General features: G+C 54.1%; 25 protein-coding genes, 1 tRNA gene and 1 other annotated feature. Of the genes, 22 read left to right on the top strand and 4 right to left on the bottom strand.

All coding sequences use genetic code 11. From position 1 onward, the window contains the following. The first annotated feature begins 241 nt into the window (after positions 1-241). The 3 genes from yajC (at position 242) to EKN00_RS07640 (ending at position 3,358) form a co-directional block, all read left to right on the top strand. Positions 242-673 carry a preprotein translocase subunit YajC gene (gene yajC, locus EKN00_RS07650; protein WP_127849545.1) on the top strand — a complete coding sequence of 144 codons (432 nt, stop codon included), beginning with the start codon at positions 242-244 and terminating at the stop codon, positions 671-673. 298 nt (positions 674-971) lie between these two features. Next, the gene (gene glyA / locus EKN00_RS07645; RefSeq protein ID WP_127849544.1) at positions 972-2,219 is read left to right on the top strand and encodes a serine hydroxymethyltransferase; all 1,248 of its coding nucleotides are present in this window, start codon (positions 972-974) and stop codon (positions 2,217-2,219) included. A 275-nt stretch (positions 2,220-2,494) separates the two neighbouring features. After that, positions 2,495-3,358: a polysaccharide deacetylase family protein gene (locus tag EKN00_RS07640; protein ID WP_241559472.1), complete on the top strand. Its 864-nt coding sequence runs from the start codon at positions 2,495-2,497 to the stop codon at positions 3,356-3,358. Positions 3,359-3,434: 76 nt separating this feature from the next. Here the strand turns inward: EKN00_RS07640 and folD are convergent, their stop codons facing one another. Next, complete coding sequence (gene folD / locus EKN00_RS07635; protein ID WP_127849542.1) at positions 3,435-4,310, bottom strand: bifunctional methylenetetrahydrofolate dehydrogenase/methenyltetrahydrofolate cyclohydrolase FolD; 876 nt, start codon at positions 4,308-4,310, stop codon at positions 3,435-3,437. Between the two features lie 284 nt (positions 4,311-4,594). On the opposite strand from folD, the gene EKN00_RS07630 reads away from it, so the two are divergent. Together EKN00_RS07630 and EKN00_RS07625 are read left to right on the top strand one after the other, a co-directional pair. Beyond that, positions 4,595-5,416 (top strand): ABC transporter ATP-binding protein, encoded by an 822-nt coding sequence (locus EKN00_RS07630; protein ID WP_127849541.1) that lies wholly within the window; start codon positions 4,595-4,597, stop codon positions 5,414-5,416. Continuing rightward, positions 5,379-7,100, top strand: coding sequence for a hypothetical protein (locus EKN00_RS07625; RefSeq protein ID WP_127849540.1), 1,722 nt, complete (start codon positions 5,379-5,381; stop codon positions 7,098-7,100). The genes EKN00_RS07630 and EKN00_RS07625 overlap by 38 nt, the downstream gene beginning before the upstream one ends. 185 nt (positions 7,101-7,285) lie before the next feature. Here EKN00_RS07625 and EKN00_RS07620 read toward each other — a convergent pair whose 3' ends face one another. Beyond that, positions 7,286-8,569: an O-acetylhomoserine aminocarboxypropyltransferase/cysteine synthase family protein gene (locus tag EKN00_RS07620; RefSeq protein WP_127849539.1), complete on the bottom strand. Its 1,284-nt coding sequence runs from the start codon at positions 8,567-8,569 to the stop codon at positions 7,286-7,288. A gap of 258 nt (positions 8,570-8,827) precedes the next feature. Further along, positions 8,828-9,943 carry a vitamin B12 independent methionine synthase gene (locus tag EKN00_RS07615; protein WP_127849538.1) on the bottom strand — a complete coding sequence of 372 codons (1,116 nt, stop codon included), beginning with the start codon at positions 9,941-9,943 and terminating at the stop codon, positions 8,828-8,830. 85 nt (positions 9,944-10,028) lie between these two features. Next, positions 10,029-10,278: a binding site (T-box leader), on the bottom strand. Positions 10,279-10,536: 258 nt separating this feature from the next. On the opposite strand from EKN00_RS07615, the gene EKN00_RS07610 reads away from it, so the two are divergent. The 6 genes from EKN00_RS07610 (at position 10,537) to EKN00_RS07585 (ending at position 16,317) form a co-directional block, all read left to right on the top strand. Beyond that, a complete protein-coding gene (locus EKN00_RS07610) occupies positions 10,537-11,202 on the top strand; it encodes a metal-dependent transcriptional regulator (RefSeq protein ID WP_127849537.1) in 666 nt (221 codons plus the stop codon). An 83-nt stretch (positions 11,203-11,285) separates the two neighbouring features. Then, on the top strand, positions 11,286-12,752 hold the full coding sequence (gene zwf / locus EKN00_RS07605) for a glucose-6-phosphate dehydrogenase (RefSeq protein WP_127849536.1): 1,467 nt from the start codon (positions 11,286-11,288) through the stop codon (positions 12,750-12,752). Positions 12,753-12,873: 121 nt separating this feature from the next. Continuing rightward, positions 12,874-14,112, top strand: coding sequence for a peptidase T (pepT, locus tag EKN00_RS07600; RefSeq protein WP_127849535.1), 1,239 nt, complete (start codon positions 12,874-12,876; stop codon positions 14,110-14,112). Positions 14,113-14,342: 230 nt separating this feature from the next. Beyond that, a complete protein-coding gene (locus EKN00_RS07595) occupies positions 14,343-14,711 on the top strand; it encodes a GntR family transcriptional regulator (protein ID WP_421825625.1) in 369 nt (122 codons plus the stop codon). A 25-nt stretch (positions 14,712-14,736) separates the two neighbouring features. Next, positions 14,737-15,417: a hypothetical protein gene (locus EKN00_RS07590; RefSeq protein ID WP_127849533.1), complete on the top strand. Its 681-nt coding sequence runs from the start codon at positions 14,737-14,739 to the stop codon at positions 15,415-15,417. A gap of 30 nt (positions 15,418-15,447) precedes the next feature. Next, the gene (locus EKN00_RS07585; RefSeq protein ID WP_127849532.1) at positions 15,448-16,317 is read left to right on the top strand and encodes an ATP-binding cassette domain-containing protein; all 870 of its coding nucleotides are present in this window, start codon (positions 15,448-15,450) and stop codon (positions 16,315-16,317) included. Positions 16,318-16,380: 63 nt separating this feature from the next. Here EKN00_RS07585 and EKN00_RS07580 read toward each other — a convergent pair whose 3' ends face one another. Beyond that, positions 16,381-17,367, bottom strand: a complete 987-nt coding sequence (locus tag EKN00_RS07580) for an IS30 family transposase (protein WP_127849531.1) — start codon at positions 17,365-17,367, stop codon at positions 16,381-16,383. A 171-nt stretch (positions 17,368-17,538) separates the two neighbouring features. Here EKN00_RS07580 and EKN00_RS07575 point away from each other — a divergent pair, with 171 nt between their 5' ends. The 11 genes from EKN00_RS07575 (at position 17,539) to EKN00_RS07525 (ending at position 26,564) form a co-directional block, all read left to right on the top strand. Next, positions 17,539-18,099 carry a hypothetical protein gene (locus EKN00_RS07575; RefSeq protein WP_127849530.1) on the top strand — a complete coding sequence of 187 codons (561 nt, stop codon included), beginning with the start codon at positions 17,539-17,541 and terminating at the stop codon, positions 18,097-18,099. Positions 18,100-18,171: 72 nt separating this feature from the next. Further along, positions 18,172-18,939 carry a hypothetical protein gene (locus EKN00_RS07570; RefSeq protein ID WP_127849529.1) on the top strand — a complete coding sequence of 256 codons (768 nt, stop codon included), beginning with the start codon at positions 18,172-18,174 and terminating at the stop codon, positions 18,937-18,939. A 71-nt stretch (positions 18,940-19,010) separates the two neighbouring features. Then, positions 19,011-19,565 carry a TIGR01440 family protein gene (locus tag EKN00_RS07565; protein ID WP_127849546.1) on the top strand — a complete coding sequence of 185 codons (555 nt, stop codon included), beginning with the start codon at positions 19,011-19,013 and terminating at the stop codon, positions 19,563-19,565. A 364-nt stretch (positions 19,566-19,929) separates the two neighbouring features. Further along, positions 19,930-20,940, top strand: coding sequence for a tryptophan ABC transporter substrate-binding protein (gene trpX, locus EKN00_RS07560; protein ID WP_127849528.1), 1,011 nt, complete (start codon positions 19,930-19,932; stop codon positions 20,938-20,940). Then, positions 20,940-21,839 (top strand): ABC transporter permease, encoded by a 900-nt coding sequence (locus EKN00_RS07555; protein ID WP_127849527.1) that lies wholly within the window; start codon positions 20,940-20,942, stop codon positions 21,837-21,839. Before trpX ends, EKN00_RS07555 begins: the two co-directional genes overlap by 1 nt. Further along, positions 21,832-22,590 (top strand): ABC transporter ATP-binding protein, encoded by a 759-nt coding sequence (locus tag EKN00_RS07550; protein ID WP_127849526.1) that lies wholly within the window; start codon positions 21,832-21,834, stop codon positions 22,588-22,590. Before EKN00_RS07555 ends, EKN00_RS07550 begins: the two co-directional genes overlap by 8 nt. Positions 22,591-22,821: 231 nt before the next feature. Then, positions 22,822-23,319 (top strand): SprT family protein, encoded by a 498-nt coding sequence (locus EKN00_RS07545; RefSeq protein ID WP_127849525.1) that lies wholly within the window; start codon positions 22,822-22,824, stop codon positions 23,317-23,319. Between the two features lie 77 nt (positions 23,320-23,396). Next, a tRNA-Leu gene (locus EKN00_RS07540) sits at positions 23,397-23,482 on the top strand. Positions 23,483-23,814: 332 nt separating this feature from the next. Further along, positions 23,815-24,420, top strand: a complete 606-nt coding sequence (locus EKN00_RS07535) for an ECF transporter S component (protein WP_127849524.1) — start codon at positions 23,815-23,817, stop codon at positions 24,418-24,420. Between the two features lie 231 nt (positions 24,421-24,651). After that, positions 24,652-24,852 (top strand): cold-shock protein, encoded by a 201-nt coding sequence (locus EKN00_RS07530; protein ID WP_054675713.1) that lies wholly within the window; start codon positions 24,652-24,654, stop codon positions 24,850-24,852. 266 nt (positions 24,853-25,118) lie between these two features. Continuing rightward, positions 25,119-26,564, top strand: coding sequence for an APC family permease (locus EKN00_RS07525; protein ID WP_127849523.1), 1,446 nt, complete (start codon positions 25,119-25,121; stop codon positions 26,562-26,564). Positions 26,565-26,652: the final 88 nt, after the last annotated feature.

The raw sequence follows: 26,652 nt of genomic DNA, 5'->3' as shown, positions 1-26,652 counted from the left end.
CTTCAACCGGCCGCACGGAAAATCCCAGCCGCACGGAACGCGCACCGGCCCCGCCCAGTCGCGGCCCCTAGACCACTCAGTACCCACCAACTCCAAAACCGCTCACGCTGCCGGTCAGCATCAGCAATGACTAGTCCTTTAGGCTGAAACTGCCGACATTAATGGAAATGCGCTTTCGTTATTGGCTAAAGTTTGATACAGTGTTCTATGACATAAAGAAAACATAGGGGTGCAAAATATAATGCAAGGTAACAACATGTTAGTCATCGTATTTATCATTATCATGGTGGTAATGATGTATTTCACGTCCGTTCGGGCGCCTAAGAAGCAGCAGGAAAAGCGTCAGCAGATGTACAGTGGCCTGAAGAAGGGCGACTCAATCGTCACTGTTGGTGGTTTGCACGGGGTTATCGATTCCGTCAACCTGAAGAAGGGGACGGTTGTCCTCGATGCAAACGGTGTGTTCTTGACCTTTGCGCTGCAGGCTGTTGGTCAGGTTGCCCACAAGGCTGAACCTAAGATTGAAGTTAAGCACGCAACGGCTGAAGATGCTGCAGCAGGAGACGCTAAGACAGACGACACCAAAGAAGTAACAACGGTTGCCGACGTTAAGGTTGACGATGCCAAGGCTGAAGACGTTAAACCTGAAGAAACTAAGTCTGAAGACAAGTAATGTAATTAAGGGCCGGGACCGTGTGTTCCGGCCCTTTTTGCGTCCAATTTGCTGCTGCCAGAACGCTACTGGAATTCGAAACGGTTCAGTACGTAACCTGCATTTAAATGGCCAATCCTGTATACTTATTTAAGTAGGCAGGCGCTACGATAAGTGCAGCGCCACCAGGAGAAAGGATTGATTCCCCCAAGAGATGGCCCTAATTCACCGTGACCTCAGTTATCGAAAACCGCTGGTGCACACCAACCCGTACATCAGTGGCAACAACACAGACGATACGACGCAAGGAGCGGATAATATGACGAATTTTAAAGACCAAGACCCAGAAGTATGGACCGCCATTGCTTATGAAGAGCAGCGGCAGCAAGACAACATTGAATTGATTGCCTCTGAAAACATTGTGTCCCCAGCGGTGCGGGCCGCGCAGGGCTCGGTGCTCACGAACAAGTACTCAGAGGGCTACCCGGGCAAACGCTACTACGGCGGGAATGAGTACATCGACGTGGTGGAACAGCTTGCAATCGATCGGGCGAAGGCGCTGTTCGGCGCGGAGGCAGCGAACGTGCAGCCGCATTCCGGGTCGCAGGCCAACATGGCGAGCTACCGGGCGGTGCTGCAGGATGGTGACGTTGTGCTCGCGATGGACCTCACCGATGGCGGCCACCTGACCCACGGCGCGGACGTGAACTTTTCCGGCCAGACGTACAAGTTCTACCACTACGGCTTGGATGACAATGGCCTGCTGGACTACGATGCCATTGCGGAGCAGGCGGCCCAGGTGCAGCCCAAGTTGATTGTGGCCGGCGCCAGTGCGTACAGTCGGATTATTGATTTCGCCCGATTTAGGGACATTGCCGATTCTGTGGGCGCGCTGCTCATGGTGGATATGGCGCACATTGCCGGGCTCGTTGCGGCGGGCGTGCATCCCAGTCCCGTGCCGTACGCGGATATTGTGACCACAACCACGCACAAGACACTGCGGGGACCGCGGGGCGGATTGATTTTGTGCAAGGCAAAATACATTAAAAAAGTCAATTCCGCGCTGTTTCCCGGTATTCAGGGCGGGCCGCTTGAGCACGTCATTGCGGGGAAGGCCATCGCCCTCGGTGAGGCAATGCGGCCGCAGTTTAAGACTTACGCCGAGCAAATCATTAAGAACATGCAGGCCATGGTGTCTGGGCTGACCGCGGGTGACTCACTGCTGAGCGTGGTTTCGGGCGGGTCGGACAACCACCTGGCGCTCGTGAACGTAACCGGTTATGGCGTCAGCGGCCGCGACGTGCAGGAACTGCTTGATTCCGTCATGATTACGACGAACAAGAACCAGCTTCCGGGCGAGCAGAACGGGCCATTTAAAACCAGCGGGATTCGTGTGGGTACCGCGGCAATCACGACGCGCGGATTTGACGAGGACGATTGTTATGCGGTCGGCCAGCTAATCGTTCGGGCCATTGCCGGACGGGATGATGAGACCGAGCTAAGTAAAGTCGCCGCCGTGGTGCACGCACTAACGCAGAAGCACCCGATTACAGACATCAAGTACTAACCGGCACCATTGAACATTAAGTAAGAGTGCGGGCAGAAACCAATAATGGTTTCTGCCCGTTTTTTTGCGGTTAGTGGTCGGTAGTGGGGTGCCGCCGATTAGGAATCAGTTCCCGATTGGGCGGAGCACCTTTGCGTGTCGCTTCAATTACCGCGTTTCTGTGCTAATTTTGTGCAAAATGTTAAGCGAAAACTTTATAATTCAAAATTGCGGCTAGTGTATTTCTATGATGTAATTGGGGCAGTGCTTTAACAATTGGAGGGTATATTTTGATTATGCGGGTAAAGGCGTTAGGGATTGGGTTAATGGCAATGCTGGTGCTGGGCGGGTGCACGTCAAAAGCCAGCAGCAAACACAGCGCGGCGGTGCGGGTGACGGCCAAGCAAAAACGAACTGAGCGGCGCAAAGCAGTTAGGCACGTGAACCACGGGCAGAAGCGCATTCCGGTCAGCCGCTGGCACAAGACCGCGGGGGCGGCGCGGATTCCAATTCTGATGTACCACGACATCAATGTTGGGAACTCCCTGCAGATGCCGCCCAAGCAGATGCAAAATCAGCTGCACTGGCTGAAGGATGCCGGGTATTATTTCCTCTCCCCTGATGAGGCGTACGTCGCTTTGACCCAGAACAAGCTGCCACAGAGAAAGGTCGTGTGGGTGACGTTTGATGACGGGTACAAGACGATGTACACGCACGGGCTACCAATGTTCAAACAGGTTGGCGCGTACGTAACGATTAACGAAATCACGGATTCGCTGACCAACCCCAATCACGTGGACCTGCAGCAGCTGCGCGCACTGAGCGATGCGACGGGGACCACCGTGAATATTGAGAGCCACACCGTCTCGCACCTGGATATGAACAAGCTGCCCATGGCCAAACAAATGACGGAAATGTCGTACTCGCGGGGCCGGCTGCAGCAGTGGTTGCACACCGATATCAACACGGTCGCCTACCCCGCGGGCCATTACAACCGTGATTCTGTGATTGCAGCACAAAAGGCGGGGTACAAGATGGCCTTGACCACTAAGCCAGGGTTAGCAACGGCAAAGCAGGGTCTGCTCCAGCTGCACCGGGTCCGCGTAAACCCGGGACTGTCGAAGAACCGCTACTTGGAATTAGTGCAAACGGGAATCTAGCCGCGCATGGCGCCGGTTAGTCAATTATGAAAGAAGAGCCTAACACCGCAGAAGCTGGTGTTGGGCTCTTCCCGTATTATTTGGCCTTGCGCAGTGCGGCCTTGATGGTTTGCTTGATGAGCATGTTCACGGTCATCGGGCCCACGCCGCCGGGAACCGGGGTGATGGCCCCCGCAATTGGGGCAACGTTTGCGTAGTCGACGTCGCCAACCAGGTGCTTTTTCCCAGCATCATCCACGTACCGGTTCATGCCGACGTCGATGACGATGGCGCCGGGTTTAACGGCGTCTTTGGTAATCAGGTTCCGGCGCCCAGTTGCGGCCACGATGATGTCGGCTGAACGCAACAGCGCTGGCAGGTTCTCCGTTTGGGAATGCGCGATTGTCACCGTTGCCCCCTTATTCAGCAGCATGGCCGCCATTGGTTTGCCCACGATGTTGGAGCGTCCGACGATGACGGCGTGCTTGCCGGCAACGTCGATGTTGTAAAAGTCGAGGAGGGCCATGATGCCAAGTGGCGTGCAGGGGCCAACCTGTTCGGGACTGTTCTTGGGCAGCGTCCACAGCCTGCCGGTGGTGCGGAGGGTGAAGCCATCGACGTCCTTGGCATCGGCGATTGTGTTGATGATGGCGTCTGCGTCAATCTGCTTGGGCAGCGGCAGCTGAACGATGATACCGTCCACGGTGTCGTCGGCGTTCAGCTTGGCGACGGCCTGCAGAACATCTTCCTGGCTTGCGGCATCTGGCAAGCGCAACGTTTGGGAATTAATGCCGAGCTCATCGGCGCGCTTTTGCTTGTTGCGGACGTAAATTGCGCTGGCCGGATCTTCGCCAACGAGAATTACGGTGAGGCCGGGCTTGCGGCCGAGAGCAGCGGTGGCCTGCGCTGCACTATCCTTGAGCGTTTTGGTGAGTGATTCGACCACGGGTTTTGATTTGAGAATAACTGTCATTGTGCCCTCCGAACTTGGCCGCCTGCGCGACCGGTAAATTAATGGTTTATCTGGTAGAACGTGTCCCTTGTGAATTCATCATTTTTAATTATAAACGAGTGGCTGGACACATAATAGATATATCAGTTAACTGTGCCCGGTTATAGGTTCCGGCTAGAAGCCCTCTGTTATTTAAAGACTGGTGTTATTTACCTAAATAATCTCGACAATTGATTTATTGAAGCGCATACTCAATTAAACCATGACGGGTGATGACCGTCACATTAGCATTTGGAGGCGTAATTATGGAATCTGAGTATGCGATTGAACTCGAGGACATTCACAAGTCGTTTGCCGGGAAGAACGTTCTGAAAGGCGTCAGTTTTCAGATCAAACCCGGAACGATTGTTGGCTACATTGGGCAAAATGGTGCGGGGAAAAGTACCACCGTCAAAATCATTCTGGGTCTGATTGACCAGGATGACGGGGTGGTGACGGTGTTCGGCAAGGCAGTCGACCGCGATGATCCGCAGTACAAGCGGCGCATTGGGTACGTGCCAGAAGGAGCCGACCTGTTCGATGCGTTAACCGCGCGCGAATACCTGCAGCTGGTGGGGCAGCTGTACGGCTTAACGGCGGAAGATGCCGGCAGTAAGGCTGAGCAGCTCGCTGAGATTGTGGGGCTGGGGCCCGCGTTTGACCGGCGTATTGCCTCGTATTCCAAGGGGATGCGGCAACTGGTTTTGATTATTGCCAGCCTGCTGCACGATCCCGACATTTTGTTCTGGGATGAGCCGCTTAACGGGCTGGACGCCAACGCCGTGCTGGTGATTGAAGAGATTTTGCAGGAACTGCGTAATCGGGGTAAGACCATTTTCTACTCCAGTCACATCATGGACGTGGTGCAGAAGCTCTCTGACCGGATTATTCTGCTGAATGAGGGGACGGTTGTGGCGGACGGAACGTTTAAGCAACTGCAGGCCGACCAGGACACTAGCTTGCAGCAGTTGTTCAATGAAATGACGGGCTTTGCGGAGCACGGGGAGAAGGCTAAGGCGTTCGTCGACATTGTGATGGGAGGTGGCGTTAATGAAACTACTCAAACCGATGCGGACCATGCCGACTGAAGATGAGGGCTCGGGGCCAGTGTTGCCCCAGTTCATGGCGCTGCTTGACCGGTGCCAAGGATTCATTAGCAAGCTGGGCATTGATTACGCCCAGTACCGGCTCATCGTGCAGACCAAGTTAAAGCTGGCGGTGCGGGACCACGTTGGGGTCGGCATGAATGCGAATACCAAGAAGGAGCAGGGCGCCCACCCGCTGCGGTCATCGTTTTTGCTCTATCTGGTGATTGGTGTGCTGTTTTGCCTCTACTTGGTGATGCCGATGCCCAAGTTTTACATGTTTAGTGCCTACTTTGGTATCCTGTTCGTCATGACCTTCCTGAACATGTTGACCAGCTATTCGGGACTCATGCTCGATCCGCGGGACCACGCACTCTACACCGTGCGCGGCGTCAGCACCAAGACGCTGAATGCGGCGCGGTTAACCGTGGTCGGCATGTACCTAATCCTCAACGTGGTGGCAATTGGTGGCCCCGGCGTGGTTCCGGTGTTCATGCGGTTCGGTCTGCTGGCGGCAATCGGTCAGGTTATTGCCGTGCTGCTACTGGGTGTCTTTTCGTTCATGCTGGCCCTGTTCATTTACTTGGTGGTTTTGCGCTACTTTGATGGTGAACGGCTCAAGAATATTTTGAACCTCGTCCAGATTGCGATGATGATTGGTATCTACCTGGCAAGTCAAATATTGCCGCACCTGGACGTTAACCTGGCGGGTCAAAGTGGTGCGGTGCAGGCCTTTGTTTGGTACTTTATTTTCGTCATTCCGATGTGGTTTGCCGGAATTCCGCTGTTGCTGCTGGGCGAAATTTCGCTGTTATCCATCGTCATGACCGTCCTGGCCGTGGTGGTGACGGCGACGCTGACGGTGGTGTACGCGCATCATGCCAGTGAGTTCGAGGAATCGCTGACCAAACTCAACAATTCAACCGGGAAGCGGCACAAGCCGAGCTGGTATTTCCGGCTCACGCAAAAAATCTTCTGCCGGGGACCGTTAGAGCGGACGTACTTCGGCTTTGGCTGGGCGATTATCCGGGAAGACCGCGAGTACAAACTGCGCGTGTACCCGCAACTGGCTTACGGCGTGATTATTCCGGTCATCTTCCTGTTTTCGTTCGTCGGTATCGGCGGTACGGTGGCGCAGTCGCTGCCGATGATGCGCCACTTTCTGCCGTACATGATACTCGGTGTTTTCTTTGGGATGCCAATTGCCCTTTGGAGTCTCGGCTTCTCGGAGCAACCGGGGGCCATGCGCTTATTCCAGCGGGTGCCATTAATCCAGCAGGGACTGTTACTGCGGGGGATCGTGAAGGCGATGTTCGTACGGGTGTGCCTGCCAGTCACGCTACTGCTTGCAGCCGTGTTCACTGGCCTTTCGGGAATGAAGGGGCTAGTTGCTTCAGCGGCGATGGTGGTGCTGATATACGCCTTGACCATGTTGTTTGGTCGACTGATTGCGGGCGTTGACCTGCCGTTTAGCCGCGAGTTTGATCCGGCCAAGCGTGGCGGCACGGCAGGAATTATCTGGATTCAAATGTTGTCCATGCCCCTCATCGCGTTCATCGTGGCTGTGGGTGGCTTTACGAACGGCTTCATCATGCCGGCAATCGTGCTGGTGGTCGCGCTAGTTGCGACCGTCATCATCGAAAACGGGTATAAGAATGGCGTGCGGTTTGACGTGCGGCGCATCTAAATGGATGTATGCGGTGCGACCGCCCGCGTCAATTTAGCGCTAATACTAAAATATGGCCGATGTCAGCAGGGCTGCTGACATCGGCCATATTTATTGTACTTTTGCTGAACGCAGGATTTTGCGCTCGGCCTTTCTGCGGGTAGATTCGGGCCGTGCAGCCGCGAATCGCAGCCAGGCAGTGGCTGTTAGTCCTTGGCCAGTGCCTGATCCAGGTCTTCGAGGATGTCATCGATGTTTTCGATGCCGACTGAAATCCGAATCAAATCTGGCGTGATACCGGCCGTTGCCAGCTGTTCATCTGATAGCTGGGCGTGCGTTGTGGACTTCGGGTGGATAATCAGGCTCTTCGCGTCACCAACATTAGCGAGGAGGCTGAACAGCTTCAGGTTGTTGATGAACTTGACCGCGCCGGCCTCACCGGACTTCAGGCCAAAGGTGAAGATGGAACCTGTCCCCTTGGGGAAGTACTTCTTGGCGAGGTCCTTGTACTTGGAGTCGGCCGTTTCCGGGTAGGATACCCAAGCCACCTTGGGGCTGTTTTCGAGGTATTCGACCACCTTGCGTGCGTTGGCCACGTGGCGTTCAACCCGCAAGGACAGCGTTTCAAGTCCCTGTTCTAGGTACCAAGCGGACTGCGGTGCGAGGGTTGCCCCGGTGTCGCGGAGGTGTTCTGCGCGAATCTTGGTGGTGAAGGCTGCCGCGCCGAGGTCCTGCCAGACAATCCCATTATATGAGGGAACGGGGGTGGTGAAGCCAGGGTAACGGCCACTAGCCGCGTAGTCGAAATCGCCCTTTTCAATGACGAGGCCGCCGAGGGTTGCCCCGTGGCCGCCGATGAACTTGGTTGCGGAGTGCACCACGACGTCAACGCCATGTTCCAGTGGGCGGACCAGGTATGGGGTCGCGAAGGTGGAGTCGACAATCGTCAAGATGCCGTGCTTGTGGGCAATTGCCGCCACCGCCTCGAAGTCGACGATGTTGATGGCCGGGTTACCGAGGGATTCGAAGAACACTGCTTTGGTGTTGTCCTGGATTGCGGCCTCGAAGTTCGCTGGGTCATCTGGATCCACGAAGGTGACGTCGATGCCGAGCTTCTTGAAGGTTTCGGAGAACAGTTCGTACGTCCCACCATAAATCGTGCTGGCACTAACGATGTGGTCGCCGGCGCCCGCCACGTTCAGGAGGGCAGCGGTGACGGCAGCGGCACCAGAGGCTAGTGAAATTGCCGCGGTCCCACCTTCAAGCGCGGCAATCCGCGCCTCCAAAGCGGCGTTGGTTGGGTTAGTGAGCCGACCATAAATGTTACCGGGGTCGCGCAGCGCGAACCGGTCGGCTGCCTGTTTGGCGTCCTTGAACACGAAGGCAGCGGTCTGGTAGATTGGCGTGACGCGGGCGCCGGTGGCGGGGTCAGGGTCTTCCTGGCCAGCGTGAAGTTGCAGGGTTTCAAAACGGTAGTGGTTTTCAGTCATAATAATTTTTCCTTTCTAGGGTGCAAAATGTGGTTTGAAAACCGCGCTGGTTACGGGCCCAGTAGCGGGCACGGTTTGAATGATAATTGCCGGGTTTGACGGTAAGTGGGCAATGCGCAATCGCCCAGAAAAGCCTAACTTTGATCGGGGTTAGGTCAAGTTGGCGCGTGGCTAACCTGCCCATGGACGCACCCACACACAGCTGCGCCCATGGGCAGAGTAGCCACCTTGCTACTCTGCAGAACAATGAAAAAATTTTTAGCCCCAAACTTCTTCGGTGATTGTCCGAATCAGGTTGAGCTTGGCAAATTCGTCGGCCTCGGTCAGTTCGTTGCCTTCCTCCGTGGATGAGAAACCGCACTGCGTGGAGAGGGCGAGGTTGCTGAGGGGAACGTACTTGGTTGCCGCGTTAATCCGTGCCTTCACCGCATCCTTGTCTTCAAGCTTTGGGAACTTGCTGGTGACCAGCCCGAGCACGATTTCGACGTTCTTGCGGCCATTCCAGATGTTCGTCAGGGGTTCAAAGTCGCCGGAGCGCTCGTTGTCGTATTCGAGGAAGAATGCGTCGTAGTTGAGCTGACCCAGGTAGTCAGCAACTGGTGCGTAGGAACCTTCAAACAGGTACGTGGACTTGAAGTTACCACGGCAGATGTGGGTGGAGACCTTCAAATCAGATGGCAAATCGTCGAGTACCTTGTTGACAACGTACACGATGTCTTCAGCAATCTGCGCGTACCGGGTGAATTCTGCGGGGTCGTCCTGGTTGGTGGTTAACCGGGCAATGAGGAAGGCCCAGGTGGTGTCGTCAAGCTGGATGTAGCGGGCCCCGCGAGCGTAGAACTGAAGCAAGGTGTCGTGGTAGGCCTGGGCCAAGTCATCGAGGAATTCGCCCCAGGTTGCGTAGAACTTGTGCCAGTTGTCGGAACGGTTGTCGCGGAAGAACATGCTTGGGGATGGAATCGTGACCTTGGGTTCAACCCCAGCAGGTAGGATGGACTTCAAGAAGTCGAAGTCGGCGTAAAACGGGTGGTTTGGGTTCGCCGCAATTTTGCCCACCAGCTCAACGTTATCCGTGCGGGTCTTGCTGCCGTGGAACTTGTAGGAAGCGTGGTAGTCGAACTTGGCCGCGCCGTTTAGATTCCAGAGAAAATCGAGGTGCCACCAGGAACGGTTGAACTCGCCGTCGGTAATACCGTGCAGACCAGCGGCGACTTCTTTGACAACGAGTCGCTCAATGGCGGTGTGCTTGATGTCGGTTAATTGTTGCTCGCTGATTTTGCCGGCCGCAAAGTCTTTGTGGGCCTGCTTGAGTTCAGCGGGACGCAGGTATGAACCAACCTGATCGAATTTGTAAGTAAGCTTTTGTTTGGACATAGTGTAAAACTCCTTTGAAGTATGTGTGTGGTGGCATCAAGGGTAGCGGGTAAACGAAAAAATCCCGGCAGACATATTGCATGTCTGCCGGGACGATTAGTCGTGTTACCACCCGTTTTCTGGTTAGCATCACTGCTGACCACTCGTGAGGTACGGCCACGGACGATTCGCGGCGATACCTTAGCGCAGTAACGGGCGCTCCCGGTTGTCGCTTACCAATGGCTCGCAACAACTGTGACTCCAGAACCATTTTCCCCCGGGAGTAGTGACCGACTCACACCAACGTCGGCTCTCTGGACACGTACCCGAAGTACTTATTCCTTCTTTGTCACTTGATTGTGGTTAGTTTACATTCGCTTTCTAATGCTTGTCAACCTGAATTTTCAAAAAAAGCAAAATTTTCTCATCATGGCGGATTGAGCCGTGTTTAACATCTGGGGAAACAGCAGTGGGATTGATTCCGTTTCGCACACGGTCAACAGTGCCCGCTGCCGGTGCGGCGCTTTTCTTGCCTGATACTCACTACTTGTTGGTGATATTTGGCTAGTTTTCGTGCATAATAGAAAGGTGTAAATCGAAAGCGGAGGAGATATATGACTCCTAATAAAGAGGACTACCTAAAAATCATCTTGGAACTTGGCGGCGACACCCAGAAGGTCAGCAACAAGCAAATTGTGGCGAGCCTAAATGTGTCCGCGGCGTCGGTCAGCGAGATGATTACGAAACTGGTCAAACAGAACTTTGTCACACACACCCCGTACCAGGGAATTCAGCTCACGAAGAAGGGCATCACCAGTGCCGCCAAACTCGTGCGCAACCACCGCCTGTGGGAAGTCTTCCTCATGAAGCAGCTGCTTTACCCATACGATGCGTTGCACAAGGAAGCCGAGGCACTGGAACACGCGACCACGGATGACATGGCTAACCGGCTCGAGTACTTACTGAAGCAGCCGAAGTTTTGCCCGCACGGTGGGGTGATTCCGGACGCGAAGGGCCATTACGTCCAGCAAAGCCGCATCACGCTGGCATCACTTGGCATTGGTGACAAGGCAACGGTGGAGCGGGTTATTGATGAAACATCACTGCTCGATTACCTGAACATGCTCGACGTCAAAATCGGGGATTCGCTGTTTGTGATCGCAAGCACGCCCAAGCAGTTGACGCTCCGGAACTCGCGCACGAAGCAGGTAATTACCATGCAAACGGACAATGCCGCGAATGTGTTTGTGAGTGGCATCAAACATGTTGGTACAATATAGTTGTAATTGATGGCCAATTGAGTGGCTACGGTGAATTTATGTGTCCAGATGAACTGTCTGGGCGATTCAGAAAGGTGTCAGGGATGGCTAAAGAACAAGCAAGCATTATTACAATTTTCGGTGGTTCCGGGGACTTGGCACGGCGGAAACTGTACCCAGCTTTGTACCAGCTGTACCACCGCGGTTTTCTTGGTGAACACTTTGCCGTTATCGGGACGGCACGGCGTCCGTGGAGCGATGATTTTTACCGCGACATCGTGCGGACAAGTCTGCAGGGTGAACCGAACACCGACGACCGGTCCATCAAGCATTTTGCCAACCACTTCTACTACCAGAGCCACGACGTTACGGATGCAGACCACTACGTCACGCTCAAGCAGCTCGCGGCAAGGCTCGATGAAGAGTACGAAGCAGGTGGTAACCGGCTGTTCTACATGGCGATGGCGCCAAGATTCTTCGGGACAATTGCCAGCCACATTCGCAGTGAACAATTGCTGTCGGACAAGGGTTACAACCGCCTAATTATCGAAAAGCCATTCGGTCGTGATTTCGCCAGCGCGAAGGAACTGAACGATTCGATTAGTGCGGCATTCACCGAGGACCAAATCTACCGGATTGACCACTACCTGGGTAAGGAAATGGTGCAGGGACTGCTGGCATTGCGGTTCACGAACCCATTGCTGACGCCGATTTGGAACAAGGACTACATTAGTGACGTCCAAATCACGTTGGCCGAAAAGGTTGGGGTTGAGGAGCGCGCCGGCTACTACGAAACTGCGGGGGCACTGCGCGACATGGTCCAAAACCACATCATGCAGCTGATTGCGTACGTGGCCATGGAGCAGCCGGAAACCTTCACTCCAGCGGCGGTGCACGCGGCCAAAAACAAGCTATTTGCCCACCTGCCCGTTTTGACCCCAGAGCAGGCGGCTAAGGACTGGGTTCGCGGTCAGTACACGGGCTCAAAGGACCAGCTAGGCTACCGGAACGAGGATAACGTCGATCCGGATTCAATGACCGAAACTTACGTGGCGGGGCGGATTGAACTGGATGACCCGCGCTGGGTCGGTGTGCCGTTCTTCGTCCGCACGGGTAAGCGCCTGCCAGCCAAGAGTACCCAAATCACGATTAACTTCCGGCCGCTTGAACACAACATTTTTGATACGGTCGGTTGCGACAACGCGCGGGTTAACCGCCTGACGGTATTCGTGGAACCCGAGCAAGGCTACACGTTGACCTTAAACGGCAAGACACTTGGGGCAAGCTACGAGCTGGAGCAAAACGCCCTTGGTTTCCGCCACAACCAGGCCGAAATCGATGGGGCGCCGGAAGCTTACGAGCGCCTCATTGGTGATGCGCTCGCCGGTGACCAGACGAACTTCACGCGCTGGGCGGAGCAGGAACACACCTGGAACTATGTCGATGTGATCCGGTCCGTCTGGGATAAGAGCGATGAACTGCCGATGTACACCGCGGGGACGCACGGTCCAGAAGAAGCGGATGCACTGCTCGAACGTGACGGTTTTAGTTGGGCGGAAGAATTTAAGTAAGTTAATTTGTATTTTGCGGCAGCACCCGGCGACGGGTGCTGTTTTTGTGTCTGGCGCGAAAAAATCCCCAGCTGGAGGTTACCGCGTGGTAAAATGCGCGTTGAGAAGGGGTGGTGGCAACATGAACTTTGATTTGGATGCAATTACCAGACAATTTGTGCGCTATGCAGCAATCAATACACGGTCGGATGCAAGCAGCACCACGGTGCCGTCAACGCCGGGGCAAACAATGCTGGCGCGTGTGCTCCAGGCCGATTTGCGCGCGGCGGGGCTGACGGACGTGACACTGCTGGATAACGGGTTCGTGACCGCGACGGTGCCGGCGACCACGGCCGGGCCGACGATTGGTTGGGTGGCCCACCTCGACACCGCGGATTTCAATAGTGACTGCGTTCGGCCCCAGGTGCTCCCGCAGTACGCGGGGACAACCGTTAAACTGGGCACCAGCGGCCTCGTGCTCGACCCGGATGTGTTCCCCGAACTGCGGCAACTGCGGGGCCAGACACTGATTACTACTGACGGCACTACGCTGCTCGGCGCGGACGATAAGGCCGGGATCACCGCGGCGGTGCAGGCGGCCGCCTACCTGGTGAGACACCCCGAGCTGCCCCACGGCAAGGTCCGCTTGGCGTTTGGCCCCGACGAGGAGATTGGCACCGGCGCCGACCGCTTCGACGTGGCGCAATTTGCCGCCGACTTTGCCTACACACTCGATAACGGGCGGGTTGGTGACCTGGAGTACGAGACCTTCAACGCCGCGGAGTGCCAAATTCACATCGTGGGCAAGTCGGTGCACCCCGGCGCGGCGAGGGGACAACTGATTAACGCACTCAAGGTGGCGCAGATGATTGACCAGGCGCTACCGGAAACGGAGGTGCCTGAGCGGACGGCGAACTATGAGGGCTTTTTCCTGCTGGACAGCCTGCAGGGCGACGTTGGGGCCGCCGACATGACCTACATCGTGCGGGACTTCGACATGGACCACTTCCGGAAGCGGTGCGCGCAATTGCAGGGGATTGTCGACCGGCTCAACGCGGCCCACGCGGCGGTGGCCATCACGACGCAGTGGCACGACCAGTATTACAACATGGGTCCGGCCCTAGCCAAGTTCCCGTTGCCCGTGGACGTAGCCAAGGCGGCCTACGCCAAACTTGGGTTGCAGCTGCGCGTGGTGCCCTTTCGCGGCGGTACTGATGGCTCGAAAATCACGGCGCTGGGTCTGCCCACGCCGAACCTGTTCAACGGCGGCGGCAATTTCCACGGTCCATATGAGTACGTGACCAGTGAGGCAATGGCGACACTGGCGGAGACGCTGGTGACCATCGCTACGCTGGCACCGGGGTTTGCGGCTAACGACTAGGTATTACCCGGGAAACATTCGGGTGAACGGAGGTAATGGTGATGACGGTGATTATTCCGCCGACCGTGACCTGGTACGGCCCGCAATTGGCACGAAATGGAAACGGTTAAATTTGTTGTGCAAATTTGCATATTTTAGTTGACGCGGTGACCAAACCGCGTTATTTTTATATCGAAGGTTAGTTAGTCATGTAACTAACCAGGTAACCAAGTTGAAAGGTGGTGGCGATGGTGAAGTTTGATGCGGACAGTATTGTTCCGCTGTATCAACAGGTGGCAGATGAATTGACGCGTGCGATTAGTGCCGGCGTCTATCGTGCTGGTGATCAGGTACCATCGACCACCGAGATTTCCCGCGAGTACCAGTTGAATCCGGCCACCGTTCTGAAGGGAATGAACATCCTGGTGGGCAACGGGTTGCTCGAAAAGCGGCGGGGGCTCGGCATGTTTGTTACTACCGGTGCGCCGGCGCAGCTGCACCGAGAATTGAAACAGGAATTTTTTGCCAAGCAGCTGCCAGAACTTGTCCGGGCAGCACAGGAATTAGGGATTAGTCGTCAGGAATTGATCGATGCATTGATGAATCAAGAGCAGTCATAGCATAGTGCGGGAGGCGGGATGAATCATGAAGCAAGGGTACGAAAAAATTTTGCTGCGAACCGAAATTGAATATGGTGCGGTAATGATGGGTATGTTTGTCTTGGTCTTTGGCATCGTGCTTCCGGTTGTTGTTTCCGGGCTGAGCCACATCAATCTCAGTCTGATTGGCTTGGTCTTTGCGCTTTCGCTGGGGCACATCATCTCGTCGTTCGGGCTGGACCTGGGCTTTACGTCCGGTGTTTCGCGGCGCAGGCAACTGCAGGTGTTAATGAAAATGCAAGTTGGGTTTGGGTTAGTTGATGCCTGCCTCTACTACGGATTGTTTGTCGCTTTAGAAGCCTTGGGTCGGCAGCCCCGCGGAATTTTGACAACAATGTTCAACGTGGCGCCAAGCGGCCTGCTGCTCAACATTTTAGGTTTTGTGCTCACGGCCATGGCCATCGTCTTTGTTCGCTTGCTTGCATGGGGACTCAACATTGGCTTTCTGAAGCAGGACGAGCCGGCCAAAACAAAATCCGCGATTATTATCTCGCTTGGCACCTTTATCAGCCTTGCACTATTAATCATCACCTTTTGGCTGTTCGGCATGATGACGGAGCTGAATCGCATGCTAGCCCTGATGGCCATCACCGCAATTGGGCTGGTGGTAGTCACAGCTTTTATCAGGCACATCTATTTGCGTTTCGAATTATTACGGTTGGAGTAAAAATTGGGTTACTGCCAGGAGGATTACGCTATGTCAGGAATTAAAGTGGAGCATGTCAGCAAGCATTTCGGCAAAAAACAAGTGTTGCGGGACGTCTCGCTCGAGATTGAACCGGAGCGAATCTACGCACTGCTAGGACGCAACGGGGTGGGGAAGAGCACACTGCTGGCGCTCATCAATAACCGGCTAATTCCCAACTCGGGTGTAATTTCCCTGGACGGTGAGAATGCCTTCGATAACGAACAGGTCCAAAACCGCATCTACCTCATGAGTGATGCCAATTATTTCCCGGGTGATCGGCGGGTTGAATGGGTGTTCAAGATTACCGGGGAACTGTTCGGCGGTTTTGATAAGCACACGGCGGCGCGCATGGTGCAGCACTTTGGCGTGGACACGCGGGCCAAGGTCCGCAGCTTGTCGACGGGGCAGAAAACCATCATGAAGTTAATCTGCGCGCTCGCGGTACCGGCGGATTACGTTCTTCTGGATGAACCCGTCCTGGGCCTTGATGCGGCTAACCGGGAAATGTTCTACGACGAAATTCTGCAAGAGTACGGCAACCGGCCACGGACATTTGTGATTGCCACCCACCTGATCGAGGAAATCGCCCAGATGGTGGATCACGTCTTTGTGATTGGCCACGGGGTTGTGCAGGTGGATGCGGATACTGAGCCACTGCTGAACACGGCGCGAATTCTGACCGGGAGCATTCAGGCGGTTGACGCGGCAACGCAGCGGCTAACCGTCCTCAAGCACAAGGACATGGGCAACATGCGCACGGTCATCGCCGCAAACGTGCCCGCAGATTTTGCTGCTCCGAGTGATGTTGAGGTGAGCGGCGTGGATTTGCAGACGCTGTTCATTGCGCTTACGGGGCGCGAGGGTGATCAGCATGAATAGGCGCATGTGGGTGCTCGCTTCTACGCAGATTCGGATTTCACTGATTTTTTTGATCTTGAATTGTCAATCTAAGTGCAACACTTCCGAGCAGAAAACATCTAGCGCTGACCTCCAGCCAAAAAGCTTCCGTGGTCTAGTGTTAATTTGCCAAATCATTCGATTGATTTCCTTGTCCGTAATAGTTGCGATGTCCGTACCTTTGGGTATATATTCTCTAATCAGTCCATTTGTGTTCTCGTTACTTCCCCGAGCCCATGGTGAATGGGGATTTGGAAAATAGAATTCAACCTGGTACTCATTTGTTAATACAGCGTGCTGTCCAAACTCCTTACCTCGATCGGGAGTGATTGTTTTCAAAAGCTTGTGTGGTATCTGCGCAAACATTTCTTCAAGGGTTCTAAGGACGGCAAATGATTTCCGACCACCAGCTCTTTTCGCCAGTAATAGTCGACTCCGCCGGTCAACCATCGTAACCAGAACTTCTCCACCATCTTTGCCCACAACCGTGTCTATTTCCCAATCACCTAAACGATCTCTATCATTCGCAGCCTGCGGTCGTTCGGATAAATGGTGTGAGATTGGTATTTTACCTCTTTTTTCAACATAGCCTTTCTTGTGACGAGTTTTACCACGATGTCTCAGTTTCCGAGCAATCCCTCTAGCACCATGGCTCTTAGGCATTTGTAAGTTATTACGCTTTATCTCGCGATAGATGGTGACAAAGCTAAACGGGCTCGAACCGAGGGTGTTTTTGAAATTTCCAACAATCTGTTCAGGAGACCAATGTCGTTCTTCTATATCTCGAATGACTGTCATGCGTACTAAATTATCTTCAAAAATTCTTCTGCGCCGGCAGGCACGTCGCTTCTTGGCATAATCTTTTTGCGCTTTTTCTGCTTGATAGTCTTTAGAACAGCGTCTGATTTCTCTTGAAATCGTGCTAACACTGCGTTTAAGGTGTAAGGCAATCTGTCGCATAGACATACCAATTTGAATAAAAGACTCTATACGCCCGCGCTCAATAGCTGTAAGCTGATGATAATGACTCATTAGGATTCCTCCGTAAATGTTTGTTCTCGACAAACAACATTCTACGCTGTTCTCCTAGTGAGTCAGTTTTCTTTTCTAATGTTCCACTTCAATTGTAAATTCAAGATTGAAATAACCGCGTTTTCGGCGTTGTTTAGCCTAATTTTTCGTTCTGTGATTGGTGAGGGAACCTTGTTTGATTTGACTAGTGTCATGATCATTTCGATGTTTTCGATTGGTGTGTTGCCGTTCACCTATTGCCTCGGATTGGCGGCCCAAAATAGCTTGGTTCGCAAACAGATATTTGAGGCAAGTTTAACGAATATTTTCGTGAGCGCCGTGTTGACCCAGCTGCTGTGTGGGGTGATTCAGATTGTCCAGAGGTCATCCAGCCTGTTCTTTACGGATAATATTCCCGCAATTTTTGCCATCAAAACGGCAACGTTGGGGCAATTTGCCCTGTTTGCCGGAATTCAATTTGGGTTACTTGTCATCATCGGAATACTGGGACAGGTCATTGTGGTGGTTGCCGCGGTGAGGCATATCGCCTTTAAGGGAATGTTCATGGTATTCATGTTCTTGCTGATGTTCAGCGGAATGGGTATTACATTGCTCGCAACATTTAAGCGGCAAATTGCGGTGCCGCTGAATTCCAGCTGGCTTCTGGCCGGGATTGTCCTGGTGCTTGCCGGGCTCTTGCTGCTTCTGCGGCACTATTTTGGCAAGATTGACATGATGGGTTTAAACGCCTAAAACCAGATAAGCTATGGGTGCGTGCTTGCGTTGCAGAGCCGCCCTGGCAGCACGCAAAGGAGGAGATAAAAAATGAAATTTGGGGTCATGTTTCGCTTGCAACTAGCTGATGCGTGCAAGTATATTCTCGGCCTGAGTGTGCTTGCCTTTTGGTTCGGGCTCGTGAGCAAGGTCGTTACTTTATTGGTCAATGGTTTCCCGATTATTGGCGGTTCGGTAACGATATTTTACCTGATAGTCGGCATCTTCATCGGGGCGATTCAGCCGTACCGGCGGTTTTATCTGGGTATGCAGACGGGTATGAGCAGGAGAACGCTGTTTCGTAGTTCCGTCCTCAGCTTTGCGGCGGCTGCCGTCCTCAGCGAGGTGATGATACTCCTGTGGGTACAGTTCGTGGCACTGCTGGGCGGTAAAACAACCGTTTTTATCCAGTTAATGGGTTATCGGGGCACCATTAATGGCAGTGCGCTTGTGGCCAGCGCACTGGTTGAAGTGCTGAGCATGCTGCTGATCATGGTGGCTGCGTACGCGGTGACGTTAACGCGAGTGGCGGTGAGCTCGAAAATGTACAATCTCGCGGTGGTTTGGCTGATTATCGTTGGTTTTGGTCCGGTACTTAAGTGGCTGACGGGGTTATTCATCCACACCGATAATCCGGCAAGCACGCTCACACTCCGCATTATTAACGGCAGTCTGACCCACATTAATGGGGTGGCGCAGGCCAGTCCGTGGCTGCTTGTGGGGCTGATGGTCCTTGGTGTTGCTTTCTGTGCCCTTGCCGCTTGGTTGATCATTCAGCGGGCGGAGGCACGCGCAAACGTTGATATATTAGCAATCTAGCTTGCGCGTAAGCATTAACGGGATGCGTGATTGGTGTTATGCTGGACGCAAATAATTCAGGAGGCGTAATGATGACAATTAGTCAGGAGCAGGTGCAAACTCAGGTTAAGGCCACGGTTTTGGAAGTGCTCGCGGCGGCACATTTGCAGCCGGGGGACACGTTTGTGCTCGGGTGCACGACCAGCGAGGTGGTTGGCGGCCAGATTGGCAAGGCTTCAAGTCCCGAGGTGGGCGAGTGGATTGTCAACGCGATTCTGGACGTGCTGGAGCCGCGCGGAATCAACTTGGCGGTTCAGGGCTGTGAACACATCAACCGTGCGTGTGCGGTTGAACGGTCCGTGGCGATTGCCAAGGGCTGGGAGATTGTGAACGTAATTCCAGGCCTGCACGCGGGCGGATCGTGTTCAATGGCCGCCTTCAAGTACTTCGCGGATCCCGTGGAGGTCGAACACATTGTGGCGCAGGCGGGCCTTGATATTGGTGACACCAGCATCGGAATGCACGTCAAGTTTGTCCAGGTCCCAGTGCGCCCAAGCAAGAAAGAATTGGGCGGTGCCCACGTGACGGCGCTGCGCTCGCGGCCCAAGTACATCGGGGGCCAGCGGGCCATCTACGCCCAAATGTAGAGCCTGGTGAGAGTTGTTTGTAAGCGTAATTAAATTTACGGTTGACAAACCTAATTTTCACATTGTACACTTACACCATCAATTACGGGAGGAAATCAACATGCAAACACTTATGTTTAATGTTAACGGGTGGTGGCAAAGCCAACTTTAGGTAGGTTGCGGACGCAATCTGCCGGACGCGCAGGTTGTGTCTATGTTGGTTTCTTTGAACTACCGCATAGGCATTCCATCTAGGATTGGCTTATGCGGTGAACCAGAATGGGACTCCGCAGGTGAACTTGCGTGGGTCCCTTTTTGTTTAGCTAAAACTGCACTGAAGCCGGCATGTTAGCTGGTTCATCAAGTATTTGAAGGAGAAATTATCATGAAGAAAATGATTGCATTCATCGTGGCGCTGGTCGCCGTTGTTGCCGTTGGGATTGGGTTCACCATGAACAACAATAAGAAAGACGCTACCCCCAAGAAAAAGGACATCCCCACCGTTGGGATTCTCCAGCTCATGAGCCACCCCGCGCTGGACGCCATCCACAAGGGGATTAACGCCGGCTTGAAGGAAAATGGCTACACCGTGGGTAAGAACGTCAAGATTGACTTCCAGAACGCCCAAAACGACCAGAGCAACCTGAAGTCCATGTCCGAGAAGTTCGTGAACGAGAACGTTGATGCGGCCGTTGGGATTGCAACACCATCCGCGCAGGCTTTGGCCAACGCAACGACCAAGATTCCAATCGTCATGGGTGCCATCACCGACCCGGTTTCCGCAAAGCTGGTTAAGAGCAACGAAAAACCTGGTGGCAACATCACCGGTGTTTCCGACCAGGCGCCAATCGAAGCACAGCTCAAGTTAATTCGTCAGATTATGCCCAAGGCTAAGACGCTGGGCGTGATTTACACCAGCTCCGATGCTTCATCACAGGCACAGGTTAAGATTCTGTCCGGCCTGGTTGCTAAGTACAACTTCACGCTGAAGAAGTACTCCATCAGTTCCACGAACGACCTGAACCAGGTTGCCGGCCAGATGGCAACCGCCGTTGACGCCGTCTTCGTGCCAACCGACAACACGATTGCCGGGGCAATGCAGACGCTGGTTAAGGCAACGAACAGCAAGAAGATTCCAGTCTTCCCAACCGTGGACACCATGGTTAAGGATGGCGGGATGGCAACCGTTGGCCTGAACCAGTACAAGCTTGGGGTTGAAACTGGTAAGATGGTAGCAAAGATTCTTGATGGTAAGAGCAAGCCCGCAACCACACCTGTTAAGTTCATGACTGAAGGGGACCTCGTGATCAACGAGAAGGTTGCAGGTGAACTTGGTATTAAAATTCCGGCAAGCCTGACGAAAAAGGCAGAAAAGTCCGGGGAGGTATTTAAGTAATGGATTTATGGGTTTCAGCAATTGGTCAGGGCCTCTTATTCGGGGTACTCGGTATCGGGCTCTTCCTGACATTCCGCATTCTTGATTTTCCAGATATGACCGTTGAAGGCACGTTCCCATTCGGGGCGGCTGTCGCGGTTTCCGCCATCACCCACGGCGTCTCGCCACTAGTTGCAACACTGTTTGCGATGGTCGCGGGGATGCTCGCGGGGCTCGTGACCGGCCTGCTCGCAACTAAGGGGCACATGCCGCTGCTCATCGCCGGGATTTTGACGATGACCGCGCTCTACTCAATCAACCTGCGCGTCATGGGGAAGGCGAACCTGTCCTTGCTGAATCAGCCCAACTTGTTTTCCGCGAAGATTCTGGCTGACCTGCCCCCATACGTCGGAAGCGTGGTCGTTGGCCTCATCGTGATTACCGTGGTGATTATCCTGCTCGTCTTGTTCCTGAATACGGAACTCGGCCAGGGGTTCATCGCCGCTGGGGATAACCGCACCATGGCGCGCAGCCTCGGGATTAACCCGGACAACATGCAGATTCTGGGGCTTGTTGTTGGTAACGGGCTGATTGGTCTGGCTGGTGGCCTGGTTGCGCAAAACGATGGTTACGCCGACGTCTCCATGGGGACCGGGGTCATCGTCATTGGTCTGGCCGCCATCATCATCGGTGAAGTGATGTTTGGTAACCTGACTCTAAGCCAGCGCCTAATTGCCGTCGTTCTGGGCAGTATCGTCTACCGCTTCGTCATCCTGATTGTGCTCAAGCTTGGGTTCAACGCCGATGACCTGAAGCTGATTTCGGCGATTGTTCTGGCGATTGCAATCATCGTGCCACAGATTGACGAGCGGTTGCGGCTGCGCAAAATTTTGCGGAACGGGGTGAAAACTAATGACTGAAACCCAAGTAGAACTTAAGAACGTCACGGTTAACGTGGTCGCGGGCACCGATGTAAAAACGCTGCTGGATGACATCAACCTTGAAATCCACAAGGGCGACTTCATCACGGTCATCGGGACGAACGGGGCCGGCAAGTCGACGCTGTTTAACGCCATTGGGGGGGACCTGCAGATTAGTGCGGGCACAATCACCATGGGCGGCAAGCGCGTCGACAAGGATACCCCGGAGAAGCGGGCTAAGCACATCGCCCGTGTCTTCCAGGACCCCAAGATGGGGACGGCACCACGGATGACCGTGGCTGAGAACTTGGCCCTTGCCAGCCACCGCGGCCAGCACCTGGGTCTGCGGTCGCGTGCTTTGCACCAGAAGATGGACCAGTTCCTGGCGCTGACCAAGCGCACTCCGAACGGCCTGGATAAGGCGCTCGACAAGCCAACCGAAGAACTCTCTGGTGGTCAGCGACAGGCGCTCAGCCTGCTCATGGCAACCATCAACGAGCCTGATTTGCTATTGCTCGATGAACACACGGCCGCCCTTGACCCCCACACCAGTGAGGCAATCATGGCCCTGACCGACAAAATCGTTGCTGAGGACCACCTGACGTGCCTGATGATTACCCACCAGATGGACGATGCCCTGAAGTACGGGAACCGTCTCCTCGTGGTTGACGCCGGTCATATCGTGGCCGACTACAGTAAGGAAGAAAAGGCGGGTCTGGACAAGGCGGCACTGCTGCAGTACTTCGGCTAGCAGGCTAGGCAGTGACGGCGCGGCTTGCCGACATTTGCCAGGCGTTATTCCAATTTGAACCTGCGAAAATCCCAGTGCGGCAAATGTGCCGTGCACTGGGATTTTTTAGTGGCGCCGGTAAAAACCCTGATCTGGTTGCAGCCACTTCGGTTTTGCGACCGCGCTTTATTTTCAGGCCTAATTGCTGTACACTCATCAACATGATTTTCTCATTAGGGGGTGAATGCGACTGTGACGAATCAGGAATTGCAGGCACGGGTGGAGACGATTAGCATGAAGTATTTCGGCCGCCCGTTTGTGAATGTAGCCAGCTTCAATGGCCGTTTGCGGCGAGCGGCGGGGCGCTTTTTGCCGGCGACCCAAAACCTGGACTTCAGCTCGAAGTTGTTTGCACAGTATGATGAGGCGACGCAAAACCAAATTATCAAACACGAATTGACGCATTACCACCTCTACCGGCAGCATCGCGGCTACCAGCACCGGGATGCGGACTTTAAGGCGCTGCTCCGGCAGGTCGGGGGCACGCGGTACGCACCAACGCCCAGAGTCGCAGAGGCGACCCGGTATGTCATCTACCAGTGCCGCTCCTGTGCAACGCTGTACCCGCGCAAACGCCACCTGAACACCAAGCGGTACGTCTGCAGCCGGTGTCACGGAAAGCTGCAGGAGGTGGGCTCCGGCACACTGGCTGAGTTAAAACAGCGCGGGCTGGTCGAAAATGTGCGATGATTCACGTAAATTTATTGACATTAATTCCGCCACACCGTATACTAGTTTTTGTTCCCAAGCGGAACACTACCAGCAATGCGGGTGTGGCGGAACTGGTAGACGCGCAAGATTAAGGATCTTGTGGCCAATTACGGCCGTGAAGGTTCAAGTCCTTTCACCCGCAGCGTAAATACGTCCAGGCAGAAGTTAATCGCTTCTGGCTGGACGTATTTTTTTGTGCTTGGCCCTTACGTCAGCAAGCTGCACCGCCATGACTGACTGGCAAAGTGGGGGCCAGCGCCGATGCGCCACGTTAACCCCGAAGTAGCGTGGCGGCCCGAGAAGACTCGTTGTCGGCCTTAATATTTTCTTAATATTTGTGTTGAGGCAAACCATGGCTAAGCGTGGGTGTGATTGTTAGTATTTACTCATTGCTAAATGTTGAAATTTTCAAAATTCATTTAACTAAAATCCGGTAATTTTACATCATTACCGGCACTCAAAGGAGAGTTAATCGTGAATCGTTCTCGTAGTAAAGCTTACCGCATCAGTATTATTGGCCTGCTCACCGCCTTAATCATCGTCCAGTCGTTTGTTCCCATGATTGGGTACATCAGCCTGGGCGCCGTGTCCATCACAACGATTCACCTGACCGTCATTATTGGCGCCGTGATGCTCGGTACTTCCGGCGGGGCGGAGCTGGGTCTGATCTGGGGAATTACCAGCATGATTGTGGCCTACACCACGCCGGCTGACCCGCTGTCCCTGTTGCTGTTCCGGAACCCAATTATCGCCATTGTGCCGCGGGTGATGACCGGGGTTGTGGCCGGGCTCATTTTCAACCAGATTAAGTCCAGCCAGAAAACCGGCTCCGTGGGCACAATTAAAATGATCTTCTCCGGCATTGCCGGGGCGCTCACGAACACTGCCCTTGTGATTGCATTCACGTGGCTATTTTACGCAAGCAAGGCGGCGACCCTGGTTGGTAACGGCGCAAGTAGTGCCAACCTGGGCTGGGTGATGATGGCCATGCTCGGGGTGAACGCAATCGCCGAGGCTATCGCTGGGGGCATCGTTACGCCGCTCCTTGGCCAGGCGTTGATTCGCTTCCGGCGCGACTAAGCGTTTGCAGAAATGCGTGCAGCAATAAATATAAGAATAAGAATATTTGCCATCGCCAAAAACAATTCAGATTTGCGCTTTGTGCTCACTTGCACGGGTTAAAAGAGCGTGTTAAGATAATGGTGTACTTTTTGAATGGTCAGGGTTCGAGGTTCTAAGACTTTCTTCCATCTGCACCAAACAAGAAATGCATATTAGTTCGCGCTTGATGCGCAAGGAGGAATTTCTATAATGGAACACGGCACAGTTAAATGGTTCAACGCAGAAAAAGGTTACGGCTTCATCACTCGTCAGGACGGCGGCGATGTATTCGTACACTTCTCCGCAATTCAGGGTGACGGCTACAAGACCCTTGAAGAAGGTCAGGCTGTAACTTTCGAAGTTGAACAAAGCGACCGCGGCCCTCAGGCAGTTAACGTCAACAAAGACTAATCTGCAATAACCGCGTGAACCGCACCGTCTCGCTCGTCGAGGTGGTGCGGTTTTTTTGTGTATTTTGCCGCAACCGCTTAATTTGCCACATTAAAGGCGCAACGGTGTGCTTAGAAATACAAATTAATGCCTCAGTGTGACGTAATTGTGTTTTCGTGGTTCACAAATAATGCTACAATGTTAAACATGCAAATTCACATCTAACCGCTCAATCACCCTTTGCGGTAACGGCTTTGACGGACCATTCAATTCACTAGGAGGCTAGCATGCGCGCTTTTTGGCAACGATTAATTAGAAAAGAAGACCCGAGTGTCTATGAGGACAAGGATTCTCATTTACCGCGGGTACTGACGGTGAAAGACTTTCTGGCCCTCGGGGTGGGGACCATTGTCTCGACCACGATTTTTACGCTGCCAGGTGTGGTGGCGGCCACGCACGCGGGCCCGGCCGTGGCGCTCTCGTGCTTAGTTGCCGCAATTGTTGCCGGTCTTGTCGCGTTTGCGTATGCCGAAATGGCGGCGGCAATGCCGTTTGCGGGCTCCGCTTATTCCTGGATTAACGTGGTTTTCGGCGAAGTGTTCGGCTGGATTGCCGGCTGGGCGCTGCTCGCGGAATACTTCATCGCGGTGGCCTTCGTCGCATCGGGGCTGTCTGCCAACTTCCGCGGATTGCTTGAAACCTTTCACTTGTCGATGCCAAACGCCCTGGCCAACCCGTTCGGGACTAATGGTGGAATCGTTGATATTATTGCCGTCGTGGTGATGGTTCTGGTGGCCATGCTGCTGGCGCGCGGGTTGTCAAACGCGGCCCGGGTGGAAAACATCCTGGTTGTGCTCAAGGTTGTGGCCATCCTGGCGTTCATCGCTATTGGGTTAACGGCGGTCCACATTGAAAACCTGACCCCGTTCATTCCGAAGTTCCACCTGAATCCCGACGGCACGGCCTTTGGGGGCTGGCAGGGCATTTACGCCGGTGTCTCCATGATTTTCCTGGCCTACATCGGCTTTGACTCAATCGCTGCCAATTCAGCGGAAGCCAAGGATCCAGAAAAGACGATGCCGCGCGGGATTATCGGCTCGCTCATCATCGCCGTGATTCTCTTTGTTTCCGTGTCACTGGTGCTGGTGGGGATGTTCAACTACAAGCTGTACGCGAACAACGCGGCGCCAGTTGGCTGGGCCCTCACGCACGCCGGGCACCCGGTCGCGGCGATTGTGATTGAGGCCGTGGCGGTGATTGGGATGTTCACCGCGCTCATCGGAATGATGATGGCCGGTTCACGTCTGCTTTACAGTTTTGGCCGCGACGGTATGCTGCCGAAGTACCTCGGCAAGCTGAGTAAGGACGGACTGCCGAACAATGCACTGCTCACGCTCACCATCGTGGGGATTGTGATTGGGGCGTTCTTCCCGTTCGCCTTCCTCGCCCAGCTGATCTCTGCGGGAACTTTGATTGCCTTTATGTTTGTGGCCCTTGGTATCTACCGACTGCGGCCGCGCGAGGGCAAGGACATCGCGAATCCGTCTTTTAAGATGCCTCTGTACCCGGTCATGCCGGCGCTCGGCTTTCTCGGTGCACTTGCGGTGTTCATGGGCCTTGATATTCAGGCCAAGGTCTACTCTGGGATTTGGTTCGTGATTGGCATCATCGTTTACCTCACGTATGGGGTGCGCCACTCCGCACTAAGCGATAAGGCGAAGCAACGAAAGTAGTGCGGAATATTACTGGTGTTCACGCTGATTGTCGGGATTACTGGCTGGTTTTTAACCTGTGACCCTGATATTATTAGCCTTAGGAGGG

The sequence above is a fragment of the Lacticaseibacillus hulanensis genome, assembly GCF_004010095.1.
GTDB lineage: Bacteria > Bacillota > Bacilli > Lactobacillales > Lactobacillaceae > Lacticaseibacillus > Lacticaseibacillus hulanensis.
This window is presented reverse-complemented; position numbering and strand designations above follow the sequence as displayed.

Bases quoted from the DNA above. Each gene is read 5' to 3' on its own strand.
- folD (WP_127849542.1), bottom strand. From the start codon at position 4,310: ATGACAGTTATTCTCAAATCAAAACCCGTGGTCGAATCACTCACCAAA.
- pepT (WP_127849535.1), top strand. From the start codon at position 12,874: ATGAACTTTGATTTGGATGCAATTACCAGACAATTTGTGCGCTATGCA.
- EKN00_RS07525 (WP_127849523.1), top strand. From the start codon at position 25,119: ATGCGCGCTTTTTGGCAACGATTAATTAGAAAAGAAGACCCGAGTGTC.
- EKN00_RS07585 (WP_127849532.1), top strand. From the start codon at position 15,448: ATGTCAGGAATTAAAGTGGAGCATGTCAGCAAGCATTTCGGCAAAAAA.
- EKN00_RS07625 (WP_127849540.1), top strand. From the start codon at position 5,379: ATGAAACTACTCAAACCGATGCGGACCATGCCGACTGAAGATGAGGGC.
- EKN00_RS07620 (WP_127849539.1), bottom strand. From the start codon at position 8,569: ATGACTGAAAACCACTACCGTTTTGAAACCCTGCAACTTCACGCTGGC.
- EKN00_RS07555 (WP_127849527.1), top strand. From the start codon at position 20,940: ATGGATTTATGGGTTTCAGCAATTGGTCAGGGCCTCTTATTCGGGGTA.
- EKN00_RS07580 (WP_127849531.1), bottom strand. From the start codon at position 17,367: ATGAGTCATTATCATCAGCTTACAGCTATTGAGCGCGGGCGTATAGAG.
- EKN00_RS07615 (WP_127849538.1), bottom strand. From the start codon at position 9,943: ATGTCCAAACAAAAGCTTACTTACAAATTCGATCAGGTTGGTTCATAC.
- zwf (WP_127849536.1), top strand. From the start codon at position 11,286: ATGGCTAAAGAACAAGCAAGCATTATTACAATTTTCGGTGGTTCCGGG.
- EKN00_RS07610 (WP_127849537.1), top strand. From the start codon at position 10,537: ATGACTCCTAATAAAGAGGACTACCTAAAAATCATCTTGGAACTTGGC.
- EKN00_RS07630 (WP_127849541.1), top strand. From the start codon at position 4,595: ATGGAATCTGAGTATGCGATTGAACTCGAGGACATTCACAAGTCGTTT.
- EKN00_RS07570 (WP_127849529.1), top strand. From the start codon at position 18,172: ATGAAATTTGGGGTCATGTTTCGCTTGCAACTAGCTGATGCGTGCAAG.
- EKN00_RS07590 (WP_127849533.1), top strand. From the start codon at position 14,737: ATGAAGCAAGGGTACGAAAAAATTTTGCTGCGAACCGAAATTGAATAT.
- EKN00_RS07565 (WP_127849546.1), top strand. From the start codon at position 19,011: ATGACAATTAGTCAGGAGCAGGTGCAAACTCAGGTTAAGGCCACGGTT.
- EKN00_RS07550 (WP_127849526.1), top strand. From the start codon at position 21,832: ATGACTGAAACCCAAGTAGAACTTAAGAACGTCACGGTTAACGTGGTC.
- glyA (WP_127849544.1), top strand. From the start codon at position 972: ATGACGAATTTTAAAGACCAAGACCCAGAAGTATGGACCGCCATTGCT.
- trpX (WP_127849528.1), top strand. From the start codon at position 19,930: ATGAAGAAAATGATTGCATTCATCGTGGCGCTGGTCGCCGTTGTTGCC.
- EKN00_RS07640 (WP_241559472.1), top strand. From the start codon at position 2,495: ATGCGGGTAAAGGCGTTAGGGATTGGGTTAATGGCAATGCTGGTGCTG.
- yajC (WP_127849545.1), top strand. From the start codon at position 242: ATGCAAGGTAACAACATGTTAGTCATCGTATTTATCATTATCATGGTG.
- EKN00_RS07530 (WP_054675713.1), top strand. From the start codon at position 24,652: ATGGAACACGGCACAGTTAAATGGTTCAACGCAGAAAAAGGTTACGGC.